Annotated in this window: 18 protein-coding genes and 3 tRNA genes; 13 read left to right on the forward strand and 8 right to left on the reverse strand. The window is 65.5% G+C overall.

Annotated elements, in window-relative coordinates:
• Positions 1–19: 19 nt before the first annotated feature.
• Together AT700_RS10735 and AT700_RS10740 are read right to left on the reverse strand one after the other, a co-directional pair.
• A complete protein-coding gene (locus tag AT700_RS10735; RefSeq protein ID WP_003115276.1) occupies positions 20–472 on the reverse strand; it encodes a hypothetical protein in 453 nt (150 codons plus the stop codon).
• Positions 473–523: 51 nt separating this feature from the next.
• On the reverse strand, positions 524–1,735 hold the full coding sequence (locus tag AT700_RS10740; RefSeq protein ID WP_003090913.1) for a pyridoxal phosphate-dependent aminotransferase: 1,212 nt from the start codon (positions 1,733–1,735) through the stop codon (positions 524–526).
• 184 nt (positions 1,736–1,919) lie between these two features.
• Here AT700_RS10740 and msrB point away from each other — a divergent pair, with 184 nt between their 5' ends.
• The 3 genes from msrB to ospR all read left to right on the forward strand — a co-directional run bounded on the left by msrB (position 1,920) and on the right by ospR (position 3,403).
• Positions 1,920–2,318, forward strand: a complete 399-nt coding sequence (gene msrB / locus AT700_RS10745) for a peptide-methionine (R)-S-oxide reductase MsrB (protein ID WP_003090911.1) — start codon at positions 1,920–1,922, stop codon at positions 2,316–2,318.
• 111 nt (positions 2,319–2,429) lie between these two features.
• Positions 2,430–2,915, forward strand: coding sequence for a glutathione peroxidase (locus tag AT700_RS10750; protein WP_003090910.1), 486 nt, complete (start codon positions 2,430–2,432; stop codon positions 2,913–2,915).
• On the forward strand, positions 2,912–3,403 hold the full coding sequence (ospR, locus tag AT700_RS10755; RefSeq protein ID WP_003098805.1) for a hydroperoxide stress response transcriptional regulator OspR: 492 nt from the start codon (positions 2,912–2,914) through the stop codon (positions 3,401–3,403). Before AT700_RS10750 ends, ospR begins: the two co-directional genes overlap by 4 nt.
• Before the next feature lie 18 nt (positions 3,404–3,421).
• On the opposite strand, the gene sagS is transcribed toward ospR, so the two are convergent.
• Positions 3,422–5,782, reverse strand: a complete 2,361-nt coding sequence (gene sagS / locus AT700_RS10760; protein WP_003116565.1) for a two-component system sensor histidine kinase/response regulator SagS — start codon at positions 5,780–5,782, stop codon at positions 3,422–3,424.
• An 82-nt stretch (positions 5,783–5,864) separates the two neighbouring features.
• Here sagS and AT700_RS10765 point away from each other — a divergent pair, with 82 nt between their 5' ends.
• Positions 5,865–6,755, forward strand: coding sequence for an ATP-binding protein (locus AT700_RS10765; protein WP_003098802.1), 891 nt, complete (start codon positions 5,865–5,867; stop codon positions 6,753–6,755).
• The gene (locus AT700_RS10770; protein WP_003090905.1) at positions 6,752–7,234 is read left to right on the forward strand and encodes a GAF domain-containing protein; all 483 of its coding nucleotides are present in this window, start codon (positions 6,752–6,754) and stop codon (positions 7,232–7,234) included. Before AT700_RS10765 ends, AT700_RS10770 begins: the two co-directional genes overlap by 4 nt.
• 9 nt (positions 7,235–7,243) lie before the next feature.
• On the opposite strand, the gene AT700_RS10775 is transcribed toward AT700_RS10770, so the two are convergent.
• Positions 7,244–7,906 (reverse strand): glutathione S-transferase family protein, encoded by a 663-nt coding sequence (locus AT700_RS10775; protein ID WP_048521055.1) that lies wholly within the window; start codon positions 7,904–7,906, stop codon positions 7,244–7,246.
• A gap of 61 nt (positions 7,907–7,967) precedes the next feature.
• Positions 7,968–8,741 (reverse strand): hypothetical protein, encoded by a 774-nt coding sequence (locus tag AT700_RS10780; protein WP_003090903.1) that lies wholly within the window; start codon positions 8,739–8,741, stop codon positions 7,968–7,970.
• A gap of 217 nt (positions 8,742–8,958) precedes the next feature.
• On the opposite strand from AT700_RS10780, the gene AT700_RS10785 reads away from it, so the two are divergent.
• The 4 genes from AT700_RS10785 to arr all read left to right on the forward strand — a co-directional run bounded on the left by AT700_RS10785 (position 8,959) and on the right by arr (position 11,274).
• Positions 8,959–9,034, forward strand: a tRNA-Glu gene (locus AT700_RS10785).
• Positions 9,035–9,036: 2 nt separating this feature from the next.
• Positions 9,037–9,112, forward strand: a tRNA-Gly gene (locus AT700_RS10790).
• A gap of 84 nt (positions 9,113–9,196) precedes the next feature.
• Positions 9,197–9,272: transfer RNA gene (locus AT700_RS10795), tRNA-Gly, on the forward strand.
• A 424-nt stretch (positions 9,273–9,696) separates the two neighbouring features.
• A complete protein-coding gene (gene arr / locus AT700_RS10800) occupies positions 9,697–11,274 on the forward strand; it encodes an aminoglycoside response regulator cyclic di-GMP phosphodiesterase Arr (RefSeq protein ID WP_003114772.1) in 1,578 nt (525 codons plus the stop codon).
• A 66-nt stretch (positions 11,275–11,340) separates the two neighbouring features.
• On the opposite strand, the gene AT700_RS10805 is transcribed toward arr, so the two are convergent.
• The 3 genes from AT700_RS10805 to AT700_RS10815 form a co-directional block, all read right to left on the reverse strand.
• Positions 11,341–11,751 (reverse strand): PA2817 family protein, encoded by a 411-nt coding sequence (locus AT700_RS10805; RefSeq protein WP_003090890.1) that lies wholly within the window; start codon positions 11,749–11,751, stop codon positions 11,341–11,343.
• A gap of 58 nt (positions 11,752–11,809) precedes the next feature.
• On the reverse strand, positions 11,810–12,190 hold the full coding sequence (locus tag AT700_RS10810) for a PA2816 family glutamine-rich protein (RefSeq protein WP_003090889.1): 381 nt from the start codon (positions 12,188–12,190) through the stop codon (positions 11,810–11,812).
• Between the two features lie 128 nt (positions 12,191–12,318).
• Positions 12,319–14,766, reverse strand: a complete 2,448-nt coding sequence (locus tag AT700_RS10815) for an acyl-CoA dehydrogenase (protein ID WP_003108955.1) — start codon at positions 14,764–14,766, stop codon at positions 12,319–12,321.
• 152 nt (positions 14,767–14,918) lie between these two features.
• Here AT700_RS10815 and AT700_RS10820 point away from each other — a divergent pair, with 152 nt between their 5' ends.
• The 4 genes from AT700_RS10820 (at position 14,919) to AT700_RS10835 (ending at position 18,109) form a co-directional block, all read left to right on the forward strand.
• A complete protein-coding gene (locus AT700_RS10820; RefSeq protein ID WP_048521056.1) occupies positions 14,919–15,590 on the forward strand; it encodes a transglutaminase-like domain-containing protein in 672 nt (223 codons plus the stop codon).
• A gap of 114 nt (positions 15,591–15,704) precedes the next feature.
• A complete protein-coding gene (locus tag AT700_RS10825) occupies positions 15,705–16,325 on the forward strand; it encodes a glutathione S-transferase family protein (protein WP_003108953.1) in 621 nt (206 codons plus the stop codon).
• A gap of 75 nt (positions 16,326–16,400) precedes the next feature.
• The gene (locus AT700_RS10830; RefSeq protein WP_003090885.1) at positions 16,401–17,333 is read left to right on the forward strand and encodes an ABC transporter ATP-binding protein; all 933 of its coding nucleotides are present in this window, start codon (positions 16,401–16,403) and stop codon (positions 17,331–17,333) included.
• A complete protein-coding gene (locus tag AT700_RS10835; protein ID WP_003090884.1) occupies positions 17,330–18,109 on the forward strand; it encodes an ABC transporter permease in 780 nt (259 codons plus the stop codon). Before AT700_RS10830 ends, AT700_RS10835 begins: the two co-directional genes overlap by 4 nt.
• The last annotated feature ends 26 nt before the right edge of the window (positions 18,110–18,135 follow it).

Consider the following 18,135-nt stretch of genomic DNA (forward strand, 5'->3'; position numbering starts at 1 on the left):
ATTCAATCGAGGGACTATTTCAAACTGTGTCGCCTTGCGCGCCCAGGTTGCCCTCGAACAGCAGGCGGGTCAGCCCGGCCAGGCGTTCGCCGTCGCCCTGCGCCAGCGCCTGGCGCAACTGGTTGGCCAGGCTGGCCTGTTCGCGGCGCACGCTGGCCGGCGCCTCGGCCAGCGCCGCCGCGGCCCGGGGGACGATACGGGTAAGTCTTAGGAAGGCCTTTTCGCTGAGCACCGCCTGGTCGAGAGCCTCGTAATGAATGGTGTTGGCGAAGCGCAGGTAGCCTTCCTCGGCGAGCCAGAGCAACGCGCCCAGACAACTTTGGTGACGTTTGCTCGGCAGGCCGAACTCGTCCGGCGCCTCGCGGCCGATCAGGTCTTCGACGTAGAGCGCGGTCTTGCGCGGAAACGCCTGGTAGAGAAGCAGGAGGCCGCCAGCGGCGTCCTTGTGGAAGTCGTCGATCTGCAGGTCCATGGATGGGTCGCCGGGCAGGGCGGCGCCAGCGGCGCCGCGGGAGCGGGGAGGTTACTGCTGGTAGCCCTTGAGGAAGCTGCCGATGCGCAGGATCGCCTGCTCCAGGTCGTCGACGCGGGGCAGGGTGACCACCCGGAAGTGGTCGGGCCACGGCCAGTTGAAGGCGGTGCCCTGGACGATCAGCAGTTTTTCCGAGAGCAGCAGGTCGAGGACGAACTTTTCGTCGTTGTGGATCGGGCAGACCTTCGGATCGATCCGCGGGAAGGCGTACAGCGCGCCCATCGGCTTCACGCAGCTGACGCCGGGGATGTCGTTGAGCAGTTCCCAGGCGCGGTTGCGCTGCTCCAGCAGGCGCCCCGGCGGCAGGACCAGATCGTTGATGCTCTGGTAGCCGCCCAGGGCGGTCTGGATCGCGTGCTGCGCCGGGACGTTGGCGCACAGGCGCATGTTGGCGAGGATGTCGAGACCTTCGATATAGCTCTGTGCCCGCTGCTTGGGCCCGGAGATCGCCACCCAGCCGGAGCGGAAGCCGGCCACCCGGTAGGATTTGGACAGGCCGTTGAAGGTCAGGCAGAGCACGTCCGGCGCCAGCGAGGCGGTGGAGACGTGGACGGCGCCGTCGTAGAGGATCTTGTCGTAGATCTCGTCGGAGAACAGCACCAGGTTGTGCTGGCGGGCCAGTTCGACCATGCCTTCCAGCACTTCCCTGGAATACACCGCGCCGGTGGGGTTGTTCGGGTTGATGATCACCATCGCCCTGGTATTCGGCGTGATCTTCGCCTTGATGTCTTCCAGGTCCGGCCACCAGTTGGCCTGCTCGTCGCACAGGTAGTGCACCGGCTTGCCGCCGGCGAGGCTGACGGCGGCGGTCCACAGCGGGTAGTCGGGAGCGGGGATCAGCACCTCGTCGCCGTTGTTCAGCAGCGCCTGCATGGACATCACGATCAGTTCCGACACGCCGTTGCCGAGGTAGATGTCCTCGATGCCGACGCCTTCCACCTGCTTCTGCTGGTAATACTGCATCACTGCCTTGCGCGCGCTGAACAGGCCCTTGGAGTCGCTGTAGCCCTGGGCGGTCGGCAGGTTGCGGATGACGTCCTGGAGAATTTCCTCGGGAGCTTCGAAACCGAACGGCGCCGGGTTGCCGATATTCAGCTTGAGGATGCGGTGACCCTCTTCCTCTAGGCGTTTGGCGTGCTTGAGCACCGGCCCGCGAATGTCATAGCAGACGTTGGCGAGCTTGTTCGATTTGCTGACCTGCATGATGTGTCGAGTCCCGAAGTGAGCGAACACCGTGGAACAGGCTGCGAAAAGCCCGCTGGATCGCGGCTTGGCAGGCTGTAACGCGGATGACAGACTGGCGTCTATAAGGAGCACGCATGATACGTGCGGCCCGTCCCCCGGAAAAGGGAGCGCCGGGCATTTTTCAGATCGCGAGGTAGAGCCGATGAGCAAGATCGACAAACCCCTGGACTCCTGGCGCGAGGAGTTGACCGAAGAGCAGTTCCACATCTGTCGCCTGGGCGGTACCGAACGCGCCTTCAGTGGCGAATACCACGCCACCAAGACCCCCGGGATCTATCATTGCACCTGCTGCGGCACGGCGTTGTTCGACTCCGACGCCAAGTACGACTCCGGCAGCGGTTGGCCGAGCTATTTCCAGCCGGTGGACGCCGAGGCGGTCCGCGAACTGGACGACTTCAGCCACGGCATGCATCGCATCGAAGTCCGCTGCGGTCGCTGCGATGCCCACCTGGGGCACGTCTTCCCGGATGGCCCCCGGCCCACCGGGTTGCGTTACTGCATCAACTCGGCCTCGCTGAAGCTGGTGCCGCGGGAGAGCTAGAGAGCGACGACCCGTCTTTGGTTCGGGTCGTTTTTCATTCAATCAAGTTGTGTGCAATTGAATTGCGAGATACTTTATTTCGAGACCCACCCTCAACAAGGAAGACAAGCCATGAGCGATTCGCTGCTGAGCATTCCCTGCACCACCATCAAGGGCGAACAGAAGACCCTGGCCGACTTCGGCGGCAAGGCGCTGCTGGTGGTGAACACCGCCAGCAAGTGCGGCTTCACCCCGCAGTACCAGGGGCTGGAGGCCTTGTGGGAAAAATACCGTGAGCGCGGACTGGTGGTGCTCGGGTTTCCCTGCAACCAGTTCGGCAAGCAGGAACCGGGCGACGAGGGCGAGATTTCGCAGTTCTGCGAACTGAACTACGGGGTGAGCTTCCCGCTGTTCAGGAAGATCGAGGTCAACGGCGCCGGCGCCCACCCGTTGTTCGTCAGCCTGAAGAAGCGCGCGCCGGGCCTGCTCGGCAGCCAGGGCATCAAGTGGAACTTCACCAAGTTCCTGATCGGCCGCGATGGCCAGGTGGTGAAGCGCTATGCGCCGACCACCAAGCCGGAGGAGCTGAGCTCGGCGATCGAGGCGCTGCTTGAATGAGCACCCGGGGAAAAGTCGCCAGGCCGGATGGCGTCGAAGAATCGCTGCTGCTCGACAACCAGCTGTGTTTCAAGCTGTACGCCGCCTCGCGCGCGGTGATCCGCGGCTATCGGCCGCTGCTCGAACAGATCGGCCTGACCTACCCGCAGTACCTGGTCATGCTGGTGCTCTGGGAGTGGCATGCGAGCCCGCCGGAGCAGCCGACGGTGAAGGCCCTGGGCGACCGCCTGCTGCTCGACTCCGGAACCCTGACGCCCTTGCTCAAGCGTCTCGAACAGCTCGGCCTGGTGGATCGCCGTCGCGCCAGTCACGATGAGCGGGAAGTGCACCTGACGCTGACGGTGCCGGGGATCACCTTGCGCGAACGGGTCATTCCGCTGCGCCAGCAGCTGATCTGCAGCACCGGTTTCGACCTCAACGAGATGTTCGACCTGCACCAGCGCCTGGGCGGATTGCTGTCGCGCTTCCGTCTGGCGGTAGGAGGCTAGCCGTCGTCGCGAGGCCGGCTAGTCGCTCGCGGTGAGCGGGCACCAACGGTCGAGGATGGCTTTCAGTTCGTCGCGGTGGAAAGGCTTGGCCAGGTAGTCGTCCATGCCGGCGGCACGACAACGTTCGCGCTCGTCCGGCAGGGCGTTGGCGGTCAGCGCGATGATCGGCAGGCCGCCCCAGCGTCCGCTGTCGCGGATCTGCCGGGTCGCTTCGTAGCCGTCCATCACTGGCATGTTGCAGTCCATCAGGACCAGGTCGATGGGATGCTCCTCCAGCATCTTCAGGGCATTCAGCCCGTGTTCGGCGATCCATACCTGGCAGCCGAGCTTGTGCAGCAGGCCCTTGGCGACCAACTGGTTGACCGGGTTGTCCTCCACCAGCAGGACCCGGGTGTTGCGCTGTTCTCCCGTGGTGTCCGAGGCGCTCGACGGGGCTATGGCAGTGTGTTCGAGCACGTGTTTCAGGGCCTGGTACAACTGGTTGCGACTCAGCGGCCTGGCCAGTTGGCGCAGCGGCGACAGGCGGCGGGCCAGCTCCGGTTCGAGGAAACTGCCGTAGGCGGTGACCAGCAGGATCGGCGTACCGATGCTCGGACGCAGTCCCATCAGACAGTCCGGGCAATCCGATATCAGTACGTCGAGCGAGTGGCCGAGCAGGCTGTCGTCGGTCTCCAGACGCTTGTACTCCAGGCCCCAGCGCGGCAGCCAGGTTTGCAGCAGCTGCGCCAGCCCGCTGTTGGCCGAGCATTGCGCGATCACCCGGCCGCGCAGCGGCAGCGCCTGCAGCGGAGGGCTGACCGGCGCCAGCGGCAGGCCGACGCTGAACAGGCTGCCCAGGCCGACCGTCGACTCCACCGTCAGCTCGCCCTGCATGGCCTCGCACAGCTTGCGCGTGAGGGCCAGGCCGAGGCCAGTGCCGCCGTATTGGCGGGTGATACCCGCGTCGGCCTGGGTGAACGGTTGGAAGATGCGATCCAGCGCCTCCTGGGCGATGCCGATGCCGGTGTCGCGCACACTGATGCGCACACCCTCGGCGGTGGCTTCCACGCGAACGTCGACCCGCCCCAGGCGGGTGAACTTCAGCGCGTTGGACAGCAGGTTGCTGACGACCTGGCGAATCCGCGTCGGGTCGCCGGAAACCTGGGCGGGCAGGGCGGGGTCGACCAGGCAGGTCAGCTCCACGCCGGCCGCGGCGTTCTGCGAGAGGAGGCTGGCGGTGTCTTCCACCAGGACGCCCAGGTCGAACGGGATCTGTTCCAGGACCAGTTGCCCGGCCTCGAACTTGGAGAGGTCGAGCACGTCGTTGAGCAATTCCACCAGCACCTTGCCGGAGTCGTGGGCGATCGACAGCTGCTGGCGCTGTTCCGGGGTGAGCGGGCCGTCGAGGCTCAGCGAGAGCATGCCGAGCAGGCCGTTCAGCGGCGTGCGGATCTCGTGGCTCATGTTGGCCAGGAAGCTGGCGCGGGCCTGGGCCATATCGAGAGCGGTCTGGCGGGCTTCTTCGAGTTCCTGGTTGGATAGCGTCAGGCGCGCGTTGGCGGCCTTCAGCTCGGCGGTACGGGCGGCGACGATGCTTTCCAGCTCCTCCAGGTACTGGGTCAGGCGGTTCTCCGCCTCCCGGCGCTGTTCGATCTCTACCGAGATGCGCCCGAGCTGGCGGTTGATGACTTCCACCAGCACGCCGATCTCGTCGCGTTCGTGGCCCTTGGGGCAGGGCAGGCGCATGCGTGCCGGCGAGCGTGGATCGTGTCCGCTGAGGGCCTGGATCAGGCTGACCAGGGGCTTGGTCAGCAGGGTATAGAAGAGCACCAGCAGGATCAGCGACAGCAGCAGGCTGCGCACGAAGCCGGAGAGCAGGGTGATGCCGGCGCGACGGAGGAAGTCGTTGCCGAACACGAAGGTGTCGATTTCCAGGTGCAGTACGCCGAGGGCCTCGCCCGGCGCATGGTCGACATGCAACGGGTCCTCGTAGACCCGCTTGTGGCCGAAGAGGAAGTCGCTGAGCGGCCGCAGGCGGCTTTCGGCGGGTTCGCGCGAGGCGCTGGCCAGCGGCAGGCCGGAGGTGTCGATGATTTCCGCGCGGACCACGGCGGGCGAGCGCAGCAGGCCGAGGACCAGCTCCTGGGCCAGCTCCGCATCGATGTTGTAGGCGATTCGCGCGGCGGGGTTGTGGCTGACGTCCAGCAGCGCGCGCACTTCGCGATTGATGGATGCGTCCTGGCTGGCATAATCGACGCCAACCTGAATCAGGCTGAGCAGGGTTCCCAGGATAAAGGCCACCAGCACGGTGAGGCTGGCCTGTTTGAACGACAGGCGATGGGTCAGCGCTATATCCATGGGGGCGGGGATCAGCCTTGGCGAGGTTCTGCCGCCTAGCATAGCCCATCCCGACCGTCTGTCGGGGTTCCTGGGCGCAACCGATGATCGATCCGTGACGTCAGTCCGATCCGAGGAGAACAGAGTGGATTCCCGATTGAGCGATTTTCTTGCCCGCGCCGAAAGCGTGCTCGCGCGCCTGGAGCCGCTGCTGCCGGCCGTACGCGAAGCCGTCGACTGGGAGCGCAGCCTGGCGGCGCGCTGGCACCGCGACGGCCGTAGCGGCTACCTGCAGCCGCTGGAGGTCAGCCTCGACCTGCGCCTGGCCGACCTGCTGGGCGTAGAGCGGCAGCGCGAGCAACTGGAACGCAACACCCGCCAGTTCGTCGCCGGCCAGCCGGCCAACCACGCCTTGCTCTGGGGGGCCCGCGGGACCGGCAAGTCCTCCCTGGTTCGTGCGCTGCTGGCCGAGCTGGCCGGCGCCGGGCTGCGCCTGATCGAGATCGAGCGCGACCACCTGGCCGACCTGCCGCGCGTGGTCGAGCAACTGCAAGGCCTGCCGCAGCGCTTCGTACTGTTCTGCGACGACCTCTCGTTCGATGCCGGGGAAGGCGACTACCGGGTACTCAAGAGCGTGCTCGACGGCTCGCTGGAACAGGCGCCGGAGAATGTGCTGCTCTACGCCACCTCCAACCGCCGGCACCTGGTTTCGGAGAAGCAGAGCGACAACGAGAACTGGAAGATGGTGGACGGCGAGCTGCATCCCAACGAAGCGGTGGAGGACAAGATCGCCTTGTCCGACCGTTTCGGCCTGTGGCTGTCGTTCTATCCCTTCACTCAGGAGCATTTCCTCAGCGTGGTTCACCACTGGGTGGACGTGCTCGCGGAGAAGGCCGGGCTGGCCTGGAGCTGGAGCGAGGAACTGGAGAAGGAAGCGATCCGCTGGGCGCTTGGCCGCGGCAACCGCAACGGCCGTTGCGCCTATCAGTTCTCCCGCTACTGGGTGGGCAAGCAACTGCTGGAGCGCCAGGCATGATCGATCTGCAGCAATCTGGCGCCGGGCTGGCCGGCTACGCCCTGCTGGCGGCGCAGGCCGAGGCGCTGTTCGCCGACGAGCGCGATTTCATCGCCAACGCCGCGCAGTTCTCCGCCTTTCTCTTCCATGAGCTGGGCGACCTGAACTGGGCCGGCTTCTATCTGAACCGCAACGAGGAACTGGTCCTGGGACCGTTCCAGGGCAAGGTCGCCTGCGTCCGCATCCCCTTCTCCAAGGGCGTCTGCGGCGCCGCGGCGCGTACCCGGCTGACCCAGCGGGTCGACGACGTCCACGCGTTTCCCGGCCACATCGCCTGCGACAGCGCTTCCAGCAGCGAACTGGTGGTGCCTCTGCTCAAGGACGGCCGCCTGGTCGCTGTGCTCGATCTGGACAGCCCGAGCGTGGGACGCTTCAGCGCCGAGGACCAGGCCGGGATCGAAGGCCTGGTGGAGATATTCCTGCGCCTGACGGACTGCTGAGCGACGCGTTCAGGCTTTCGCTGCGAGCTTGTCGAGGGTCCGTCGTTCCCCCGGCAGCAGCGCTTGCATCGCCGGGCGTTCGAGCATCCGCGCGAAATGCGCGGCGAGGGCCGGCCAGCGTTGCTCGTCCAGGTTTTCGCCGGCGTGACGCAGGTTGACCAACTGGCTGGCGAGCGCCAGGTCGGCGAGGGTCAGTCGCTCGCCGACGAAGAAGGCCCGGCCGTCGAGATGGTTTTCCAGGTAATCGAAGTGCGCTGGCAGCTTTTCCTCCAGCGCGCGACGCACGTCGTTTTCCTCGCAGGCCTGGCCCATCGCCGGCTTGAGTATCCGGTTGCGGAAGATCGTCAGCGTGGCTAGGGGAGCGATCTCGTAGTCGGCGTATTTTTCCAGCCAGCGCACCGCTGCGCGGCCGGCGGGGGCGTCGCCCTGGAGATTCGGCGGTTCGGGATAGCGTTCTTCCAGGTACTGGCAGATCACGCTGGAGTCGGCGAGGGCCAGGTCGCCGTCGCGCAACGCCGGGATGCGGCCCAGCGGACTGATCTCGCGATACCAGGCCGGCTGGCCGAACGGGGCGATCGCTTCCAACTGGTAGTCGAGGCCCTTTTCGGCCAGGAGCAGGCGGACCTTGCGGACGAACGGAGACAGCGGGGCTCCGTAGAGTGTCAGGCTCATAACGATTTCCTCGGTCGATATGAGCCTGGGTTATAGCACGGCTGCCGTAGGCAGGCCGGAATCAGTCGTAGACGTTCTTCTTCTTCCACAGGTCGTCTGCATCGAGGGCCTTCAATCCCTCGTTGAGTTCGCTGGGCTCCTCGCTCGCCGGCTGGCTGTTGTTCAGCACCATCGCGTTGGCGCGGGCCAGCTGCGCTTCCATCTGCTGCAGCTCCGCCTGGTAGCGCGCCAGCTCGGGCTGCTTGCGCAGGTACTGGGCGCCGCGTTCGAAGGCCAGGCGCGCCTGGCGCGGTTCGTTCTGCTGCAGGGCCTGCTGGCCGAGATTGCCGAAGAACTCGATATGCAGGCGCACCAGGAGGTGGCGAATCTCCTTGACCCAGATCTGCGCCTCGCTGCGCGGCAGGTGGCCGTCCTGGGTGAAACGGGTGAGCTGGGCATGCAGGGCTTCGAAGAGGAAGCGGACTTCCTTGGCCTTGTCCTCGGTCAGGATCGCCTGGGGCGGATTGCGCACCGGGATCGACTCGCCCTTGGCGACCAGCGCGCGCAACTCTTCTATACGAGCCTTGAGCCCGGCATCGGCTTTCTTCTCCAGCGCCAGTTGCTGCTCGCTGAGGCTGAGCTCGATCTGGCTCATCAACAGCTTCAGCGACGGGCTGACGAACTGGCCGGGAAGGCTCTCGGAAATCTGCGCGCAGCGCCGGACCCGGTCGTTGAGTTCGGCCTTCAGGCGCGCTTTCTCCAGCTTGCTGTTTTCCACCACGTGGTTGATATAGCCAATGGCGATGAGGAGGGCGATCCCGCCGATGATGAGGGCGGTAATGAGGAGTGGCGACACCTTGGGACTCCGCTGTAAGAATTTTCTCAGTCTAATGTCTTGGTGCTACCACTGATAGCAGCAGCTCATTATTTGCACAGAAGTCTTTGATTTAAAAAAATTTTCTCAGAAGGGTTGACGCCTCCCCGGACGCTCCATAAAATGCGCGCCACTTCCAGCGTGAAGCCAAACGCGAAACACTGGAAGCCGGAAAGATCTGTTGTAAGTTCCGGGCCGCGTCCCCTTCGTCTAGTGGCCTAGGACACCGCCCTTTCACGGCGGTAACAGGGGTTCGAGTCCCCTAGGGGACGCCATTGCGGGAATAGCTCAGTTGGTAGAGCACGACCTTGCCAAGGTCGGGGTCGCGAGTTCGAGTCTCGTTTCCCGCTCCAAATTCTACAACCTGGCTTCGGCGGGGTTGGTGAAAGTTAGGCGTCAAAGGTTCGGTTTCGGCCGAACGGGCAACAAGTTGTAACGCGGGAATAGCTCAGTTGGTAGAGCACGACCTTGCCAAGGTCGGGGTCGCGAGTTCGAGTCTCGTTTCCCGCTCCAAACATGATCCAGGTTTCGGCCTGGGTCGAAGAGAAAAGGGCCTTCGGGCCCTTTTTTCGTTTCTGCGCGCCAGGCTGCTCGTCCTGGTCTCCTTTACTTGCCTCGTTCTGCCGTTCAAGCCCCGCTGTCTCGCGGTAGCGAGGACGTCCCGGGTCCCGCGCGCTGGACGCCTTTTCCGTCGCGTTCGGCGGCGGAGGCGGGCGCGGTCGCTCGCCAGGCTTCTGGGGTAAGATTCGTTCCGGGCGCCGGCTGCGTTGCGCCGCAAATAGGTGCAGGCTGGCGCGAGCGAGCCGGCTCTGTCGGGGTGTTCCCGTCGTCGGACGTTGTCGGCTTCGTGCTTGTATTTTCAACCTCATACGGACATGACCCTGATCCCGGCAATCCCGGGCGGGCTTCGTGCAACTTGCGCGGGAGCGTGGCACCTATGCAGATCGGCAGGCCGCGGCGGGACAGTCTCTTTCATTTCGGTATCGTGGTCGCCGCGCTCGCGGCCGTCCCGTTGCTCATGGCGCCGCTGGTGTACCAGCAGGCCAGGATGCGTGCCGAAGGCGAGGCCGCGGTAACCTCTGTCGCCATTCTTCGCCAGTTGGACACCCTGCTCGGCGTTGTCTCGGACAGCCTGGACAAGAGCCAGGAGGCGGTGGGCAAGCCGTGCCGGGAGGTCCTGGGCCGATTGACCCGGATGACCATGCTGAGCCCGTATTTCCGCTCGCTGGTCCTAGTGGAACGCGAGAGCGTCTATTGCTCCTCCCTGCGGGGCGAGTTGCACGATCTGCCGTTGCAGGTGGCCTTCAAGGCTTTGGGCAGCCTGCCGGCCGGGCAGCGCATCACCCCCAGCAACGCGACGCCGCAGGTACCGGAGCGGGCTTCGGTCATCATGTCGCGTGGCGATGAAAACGGATCCGGCGTGCTGGCGATAATCGACGGTCAGTACCTGCTGGATATCCAACAGGCGGCTTCCTACGACGAACGGTTCCAGGTGCAGATGGTCCTGAGACAGTCGCAGCGACAGCTACCCGGCGGCGCGCCCGCCACCGGCGATGGCGTCGCCGTAGCGGCTTCGGCAAGGTTTCCGGTCGAGGTGCGGGTGGCGGTCGCTCCCGCGCTGGCCAGCGCCTATCGTGCCGATGCCTGGCGGCATTACGCCCCCTTCATCCTCCTGGCCGCGTTGCTGGCGGGATATCTGGCGCACCTGTTCTGCCGTCGCCGGCTGTCGCTGGTCGGCGACATGTATCGGGCCATGCGCGCCCGTGAGTTCCACATGGTCTACCAGCCGATCATCCATCTCGATACCGGAGAGTGCCGGGGCGTCGAGGCGTTGGTGCGCTGGCAGCGGCCGGACAGGAGTCAGGTGCGGCCGGACATCTTCATCCCCCTGGCCGAAGACAACGGCATGATCGGCGATCTGACCCGGCACATCTTCGGCCTGGTCGCCGCCGACCTGGCGCAACTGGGCCTGGGGGCGGGCGATCATCTCGGTGTCAATGTCAGTGGCTCGCACTTGGCGAGCCATGGGTTCGTCGACGACGTGCGGCGTTTGCTCGGCGCCATCGGCAGCGAAGGCCCGCAACTGGTCCTGGAAGTCACCGAGCGCGAGGCGCTGCCGCACGATGCGCAGTTGCAGCACAACATCCAGCAACTGCGCGAGCTTGGCGTGCAATGGGCGCTGGACGATTTCGGCACGGGGCAAAGCTCGTTGTCCCACCTGCAGAAGCTGCATGCGGACTTTCTCAAGATCGATCGCTCGTTCGTCAGCAGCGTCGGCAGCGGATCGGTGAATGCCGTGGTGCTGGAGACGATCATCGCGCTGGCGCAGCGCCTGGACCTGGCCATGACCGCCGAAGGCATCGAGACCCGGGAGCAGGAACAGTACTTGTGCGGGCACAGCATCCAGTGGGGGCAGGGCTACCTGTTTTCCCCGCCGCTGAAGGCGGCCGAGCTCTGGGCGTGGCGCAACAGCCGGCGCGGCGCAGAGCGCGAGGCGCGCGTAGCGGCGAGCTAGAGGGGCAGATGAGCGTGCGGCGGAAGCGCAAAGAGTCGCGCCGGCGTGCGTCCGGCGCGAGGCGATTCAGTGCCGCGGGCTGTCCTCGGGCAGCGCGAGCAACTGTTTTTCGCGGTTCCAGTCGAACGTTTCGCCGCGCTCTTCGGCTTCGTAGCGGCGCTCGTCGAGGCGCTGGAACAGGTCGATCTCTTCGTCCGGCATGAAGTGCAGGCAATCGCCGCCGAAGAACCACAGCAGGTCGCGCGGTACCAGGTGGGCGATCTGCGGATAGCGGTGGAAGACCTGGGAGATCAGGTCCTGGCCGAGGTATTGGGCGCCTTCCGGGTCGCGCGGCAGTTCGTCCATCAGTTCGTCGAAACGCTCGAGGAACAGCCCGTGGTTTTCTTCCGGCACCTGCTCGGCCTCGCCCAGGGCGCCGAGGATGTTGCGCAGGTGCTGGAGCAGGGCGAGGTGGTGCTCGAGGTAGGAGTTGGCCATGACGGGTCCTCTGGAAAAAAGCTGGGCAGTATAAAGGGTTTCGCGGCGCCGGCCAGTTTCAGCGGATCGCCGGGGACTGGCTCTGGCGCCGGCGGTTTTCCAGTTGCCGGCGTTCGCTGTCGAGGCGCCGCTGGTCCTGCTCCAGGCGCCAGCGCTGCTGGTCCAGTTGCTGCTGGCGGATCAGGTTGTCCTGCATCTGTCGCTGCTGCCGTTGCCGCTGCAGGTTCTGCTGCTGGCGTTGCAGTTGATCCTGCTGCAGTTGCAGGCGTTGTTCGTCGAAGCGCTGGCGCTGTTCCTGGAGCTGGCGTTGGCGCTGTTCGCCGGCGCGCTGCACCGCCTGCTGGTGCGGCTGCACGCCATAGGGCGCAGGCGGTGCGGCCTGCGCCGGGGGCAGGAGGAGAAACGAGGCTGCCAGGCCGGTGGCAAATAGCTTGAGCATGATGGCCTCCCGTACGTCAGGGATGTGCCCGTCGATTCTAGCCAATCGCCCGGGTTTGGGTGGGTGAAGACGACAAAGGCGCCGGAAGGCGCCTTTGTCGGTTGCGACCGTCGCTTTGCCGCGGAGTGTCAGCGGATCCTGCCGTCGGCCAGTTGCAGTTCCTCCTTGGCGAAGTCGTCGACGTCGATCACCTTGCGCCGTGCCGCTTCGGCCTGGTGCAGGGCCTGCGCCTGCTCGGCGCTCAGCACGCCGGCGGCGGCGCCGGCATCGATCGGGTTCTGCCCCGCTTGCGGCTGGACCCTGCCTTCCTTGATCGCCTTGTGCAGGGTTTTCTCCAGCGCGGCGCTTTCGCGTACCGCGTCGAAGGCGTGGGCGAGGGCACCGACCGGGTCCTGCGGGTCCTTCGGCAGGAACGCGCCAGCGAGGATCGCCTGCAACGCCGGGTCGTCGTCCGGACGGCCGAGGATTTCCGCGATCTCGGCGTCCAGTTCGTCGCCCGGCCCTTTGTGCCGGCGGCCGAACGGCAGTACCAGGACCTTCAGCGCGCAGCCGAAGAAGCGGCTGGGGAAGTTGTTCAGCAGGTCCTCCAGCGCCGCCTCGGCCTTGCCGAGGTTTTCCTCCATGGCCCAGCGCAGCAGCGGATGCAGGTAGTCCGGGTTGCCCAGGTCGTGGTAGCGCTTGAGCGCCGCCGAGCCCAGGTAGAGATAGCTGAGGACATCGCCGAGACGCGCGGAGAGGCGTTCCTTGCGCTTCAGTTCGCCGCCCAGCAGCATCATGCTGAAGTCGGCGAGCAGGGCGAAGGACGCCGCCAGGCGGTTCAGCGCGCGGAAGTAGGGACGGCTGATGCGGTCGCCGGGCGCGTTGCCGAGGTGGCCGCAGCTGAGACTGAGGAGGAAGCTGCTGGCGGCGTTGCCGACGGCGAAGCCGATGTGCTTCACCAGCAGCGCGTCGAACTCGCGGGCGGCCTGGTCCTTGTCCTCGCGCTGGGCCAGTTCCATTTCCTTGAGTACGTACGGATGGCAACGGATCGCGCCCTGGCCGAAGATCATCAGGTTGCGCGAGAGGATGTTCGCGCCTTCCACCGTGATGAAGATCGGCGCGCCCTGCCAGGAACGACCCAGGTAGTTGTTCGGGCCCATGATGATGCCCTTGCCGCCATGGATGTCCATGGCATGGGCGATGCACTCGCGGCCGCGCTCGGTGAGGTGGTACTTGAGGATCGCCGAAAGCACCGAGGGCTTCTCGCCGAGGTCCACCGCGTTGGCGGTGAGGATTCGCGCGCTGTCCATCAGCCAGGCGTTGCCGCCGATGCGGGCGAGCGCCTCCTGGATGCCTTCGAAGGCGGCGATCGGCACGTTGAACTGCTCGCGGACCTGAGCGTAGCGACCGCTGACGTAGCTGCTGGCCTTGCCAGCGCTGGTGCCCACCGCCGGCAGCGAGATGGAGCGTCCGACCGACAGGCAGTTCATCAGCATCATCCAGCCTTTGCCGATCATTTCCTGCCCGCCGATGATGTACTCCAGCGGCACGAACACGTCCTTGCCGGAGTTCGGACCGTTCATGAAGGCGGCGCCCAGCGGCACGTGGCGGCGGCCGATCTCGACCCCGGGGGTGTCGGTGGGAATCAGCGCCAGGGTGATGCCCAGGTCCTCCTCGTCGCCCAGCAGATGGTCCGGGTCGTGGCACTTGAAGGCCAGGCCGAGGAGGGTGGCCACCGGGCCGAGGGTGATGTAGCGCTTTTCCCAGGTCAGGCGCAGGCCGAGCACCTCGCGACCTTCCCATTCGCCCTTGCAGACGATGCCGACGTCGGTCATGCCGCCGGCATCGGAGCCCGCGTAGGGGCCGGTGAGGGCGAAGCAGGGGATGTCGTCGCCCTTGGCCAGGCTCGGCAGGTAGCGCTGGCGCTGCTCGTCGGTGCCGTAGTGGAGCAGCAGCTCGGCCGGGCCGAGGGAGTTCGGCACCATCACCGTCGAGGCCAGGTCGCCGCTACGGGTGGCGAGCTTCATCACTACCTGCGAGTGGGCGAAGGCGGAGAAGCCCTTGCCGCCGTACTCCTTGGGAATGATCAGGCCGAAGAAGCCGTGCTGCTTGATGAAGGCCCACGCTTCTTCCGGCAGGTCCATGCGCTGGCCGATGTCCCAGTCGCTGACCATGGCGCAGAGTTCTTCGGTCGGGCCGTCGACGAAGGCCTGCTCTTCTTCGGTGAGTTGCGCCTTGGGGTAGTCGAGCAGTTTCTGCCAGTCCGGGCGGCCGCTGAACAATTCGCCATCCCACCACACGGTGCCCGCCTCGATGGCCTCGCGCTCGGTGTCGGACATCGGCGGCAGGACTTTCTGGAACCAGGCGAACAGCGGACCGCTGAGCACGCGCCGGCGCAGGTCGGGCAGGGCGAGGGGAAGCGCCACCGCCAGCCAGAGCAGCCAGAAGACCAGCAGCAGCCAGCCGGGCGCGTGGCTGAACACGCCCATCAGGATCAGGTAGGCGGCGCTGATGCCGAGCGCGGGAGCGGGTGGGGTACGCCGATGGGCGAGGTAAGCGACACCGAGTACCAGTACGACTAACCAGAGCAACAACATGCGGAATCCTCCATGAAGACGCCAGGCGGCGTCTCGAGCTTAGCCCGTTTGCCGCCGTTTGGCGGCAGGGCCGGTCAGCTTGGCCGGTTTGTCACGTTATAGGCGAAAACTTCCCGTTTAGACTGGGACAAATTGCCCGCCGGGAGCCCGCCATGCAGTCCTACCTACAATCCGGCCGCTTCGTGGATAGTGACCACCCGGTGGTGGTGGAGTTCGCGGAAAAATCCCGGGGGAATTCGGCGAAACCGCGTGACCAGGCGGTCGCGCTGTACTACGCGGTACGCGACGGGGTGCGCTACAACCCCTACGTGTTCAGCCGCGATCCGCAGACCCTGAAGGCCAGCCACGCGCTGCAGCAGGGCGAGTCCTATTGCGTGCCCAAGGCCATCCTGCTCGCCGCCTGTGCCCGGCATTGCCGGATTCCGGCGCGGATCGGCCTGGCCGACGTGCGCAACCACCTGGCCACGCCGCGCCTGCTGGAGGCGCTGCGCAGCGCGGTGTTCGCCATGCACGGCTATACCGAGCTGTACCTCGAGGGCCGCTGGGTGAAGGCCACCCCGGCGTTCAACCGTGCCTTGTGCCGCGCCTTCGACGTCGCTCCGCTGGAGTTCGACGGCGTCGCCGACAGCGTCTTCCATCCGTTCAACCGCCAGGGCGAGCGCTACATGGAATACCTGGCCGATCACGGCCAGTTCGCCGACCTGCCGGAGGAACTGTTCTTCTCCCACTTGCAGCAGCACTATCCGCACCTGTTCTCCGGCCGCCCGCTGGCCCTGGACGGCGATTTCCAGGCCGAGGCCGGACAAGATGAAGGGCGTCGATAGTCACCATCAGCCGGCGCGTCTTCCTTCTTCGGTCCATCCTCGGTAGGGTGCGGCATGTCGTCCGGGCGCTCCGGCGACCCATCCGCCGCATCAACCGAAGAGGGAACGCAGAGTATGTTGACCATCTGGGGCCGGAAGAACTCGAGCAATGTGCGCAAGGCGCTGTGGTGCGCCGAGGAGGCTGGCCTGGAGTACCGGACGGTGGATGCCGGCGGGGCGTTCGGCCTGGTGGATGAGCCGGCGTTCCGTGCGATGAATCCGAACGGTCGGGTGCCGGTGATCGAGGACGACGGCTTCGTCCTCTGGGAGTCCAACGCCATCGTCCGCTACCTGGCCGCCCGCTATGCGCCGGGCGACCTCTATCCGCAGGACCCGGTGCGCCGCGCCGACGCCGACAAGTGGATGGACTGGACCACCTCGACTCTCGCCGGGCCGTTCCGCGACCTGTTCTGGGGAACGCTGCGTACGCCGCCGGAGCAACGCGACGAGGCCCTGATCGCAAAGGCGTTGCAGACCTGCGGCGAGTTGCTGCGGGTGCCGGACCAGACCCTGGCCGGCCAACCCTGGCTGTCCGGCGAACGCTTCGGCATGGGTGACATTCCCCTGGGCTGTTTCATCTACGCCTGGTTCGAGATGCCCATCGAGCGCCCGCCGCTGCCCCACCTCGAGGCCTGGTACCTGCGCTTGCGCGAGCGCCCGGCGTTCCGCACCGCGGTAATGACCGAACTGACCTGAGCCGGCTACTGTTGCATTTTGTTACCCGTAGCCTTATCTAGCTCTTCCTCTTCACCTTCCGACACGGGAAGCCTAATGAGTTCCGCCCTGTCCATCCGTCAATTGACGAAAACCTACGGCAACGGTTTCCAGGCCCTCAAGGGCATCGACCTGGACGTCGCCGAAGGTGATTTCTTCGCCTTGCTCGGCCCCAACGGCGCGGGCAAGTCCACCACCATCGGGATTCTCTCGACCCTGGTGAACAAGACCAGCGGTTCGGTCTCGGTGTTCGGCCACGACCTCGACAAGGACCCGGCCGGCCTCAAGCGTTGCCTTGGCGTGGTGCCGCAGGAGTTCAACTTCAACCAGTTCGAGAAGGTCTTCGACATCGTCGTGACCCAGGCCGGCTACTACGGCATCCCGGCGAAGATCGCCAAGGAGCGCGCCGAGCGCTACCTGACCCAGCTGGGGCTGTGGGACAAGCGCAACGAAGCCTCGCGGATGCTCTCCGGCGGCATGAAGCGGCGCCTGATGATCGCCCGCGCACTGGTCCACCAGCCGCGCCTGCTGATCCTCGACGAGCCCACCGCCGGGGTCGACATCGAGCTGCGTCGTTCGATGTGGAGCTTCCTCACCGAACTCAACCAGGAAGGCATCAGCATCATCCTCACCACCCACTACCTGGAAGAGGCGGAGCAGCTCTGCCGCAACATCGCCATCATCGACCACGGCGAGATCGTGCAGAACACCAGCATGCGTGACCTGCTGATGACCCTGCATTCGGAAACCTTCCTGCTCGACCTGAAGAACGTCCAGGCCCTGCCGCCGACTCTCGACGGCTACCCGACGCGGCTGGTGGACGATCACACCCTCGAAGTGCAGGTGGAGAAAAGCCAGGGCATCAACGATCTGTTCGCCCAGTTGGGCGCACAAGGCATCGAGGTACTGAGCCTGCGCAACAAGACCAATCGCCTGGAGGAGCTGTTCGTGTCGCTGGTGGAGAAGAACCTGACGAGGATCGCCCGATGAGCAGCGAGCTGAGCGCCAACCTGGTCGCCCTGAACACCATCGTCTACCGCGAGGTGCGCCGCTTCACCCGGATCTGGCCGCAGACCCTGCTGCCGCCGGCGATCACCATGGTCCTGTACTTCGTGATCTTCGGCAATTTGATCGGCCGGCAGATCGGCGACATGGGCGGCTTCACCTACATGGAATACATCGTGCCCGGCCTGATCATGATGTCGGTGATCACCAACGCCTACGGCAACGTGGTGTCGAGCTTCTTCGGCAGCAAGTTCCAGCGCTCGGTGGAGGAGCTGCTGGTGTCGCCGGTATCGCCGCACACCATCCTCCTCGGCTACACCATCGGCGGCGTACTGCGCGGCCTGGCGGTGGGGGTGATCGTGACCATGCTGTCGCTGTTCTTCACCAAGCTGCAGGTGCACCACCTGGGCATCACGGTGCTGGTGGTGGTGCTTACCGCGACCATTTTCTCCCTGGGCGGTTTCATCAACGCGGTGTTCGCGCGCAACTTCGACGACATCTCGATCATCCCGACCTTCGTGCTGACGCCGCTGACCTACCTGGGCGGGGTGTTCTACTCGATCAACCTGCTGCCGCCGTTCTGGCAGACCGTGTCGCTGGCCAACCCGATCCTGCACATGGTCAACGCCTTCCGCTACGGCATCCTCGGCGTCTCCGACATTCGCATCGGCGTGGCCATCGGCTTCATGCTGCTGGCCACCGCGGTGCTCTATCTCGGCTGCGTAAGGCTGCTGGTGAGCGGGCGCGGCATGCGCCAGTGAAACGCTCGAAGGCATGAAACAGAAGC

The sequence above is a fragment of the Pseudomonas aeruginosa genome, assembly GCF_001457615.1.
GTDB lineage: Bacteria > Pseudomonadota > Gammaproteobacteria > Pseudomonadales > Pseudomonadaceae > Pseudomonas > Pseudomonas aeruginosa.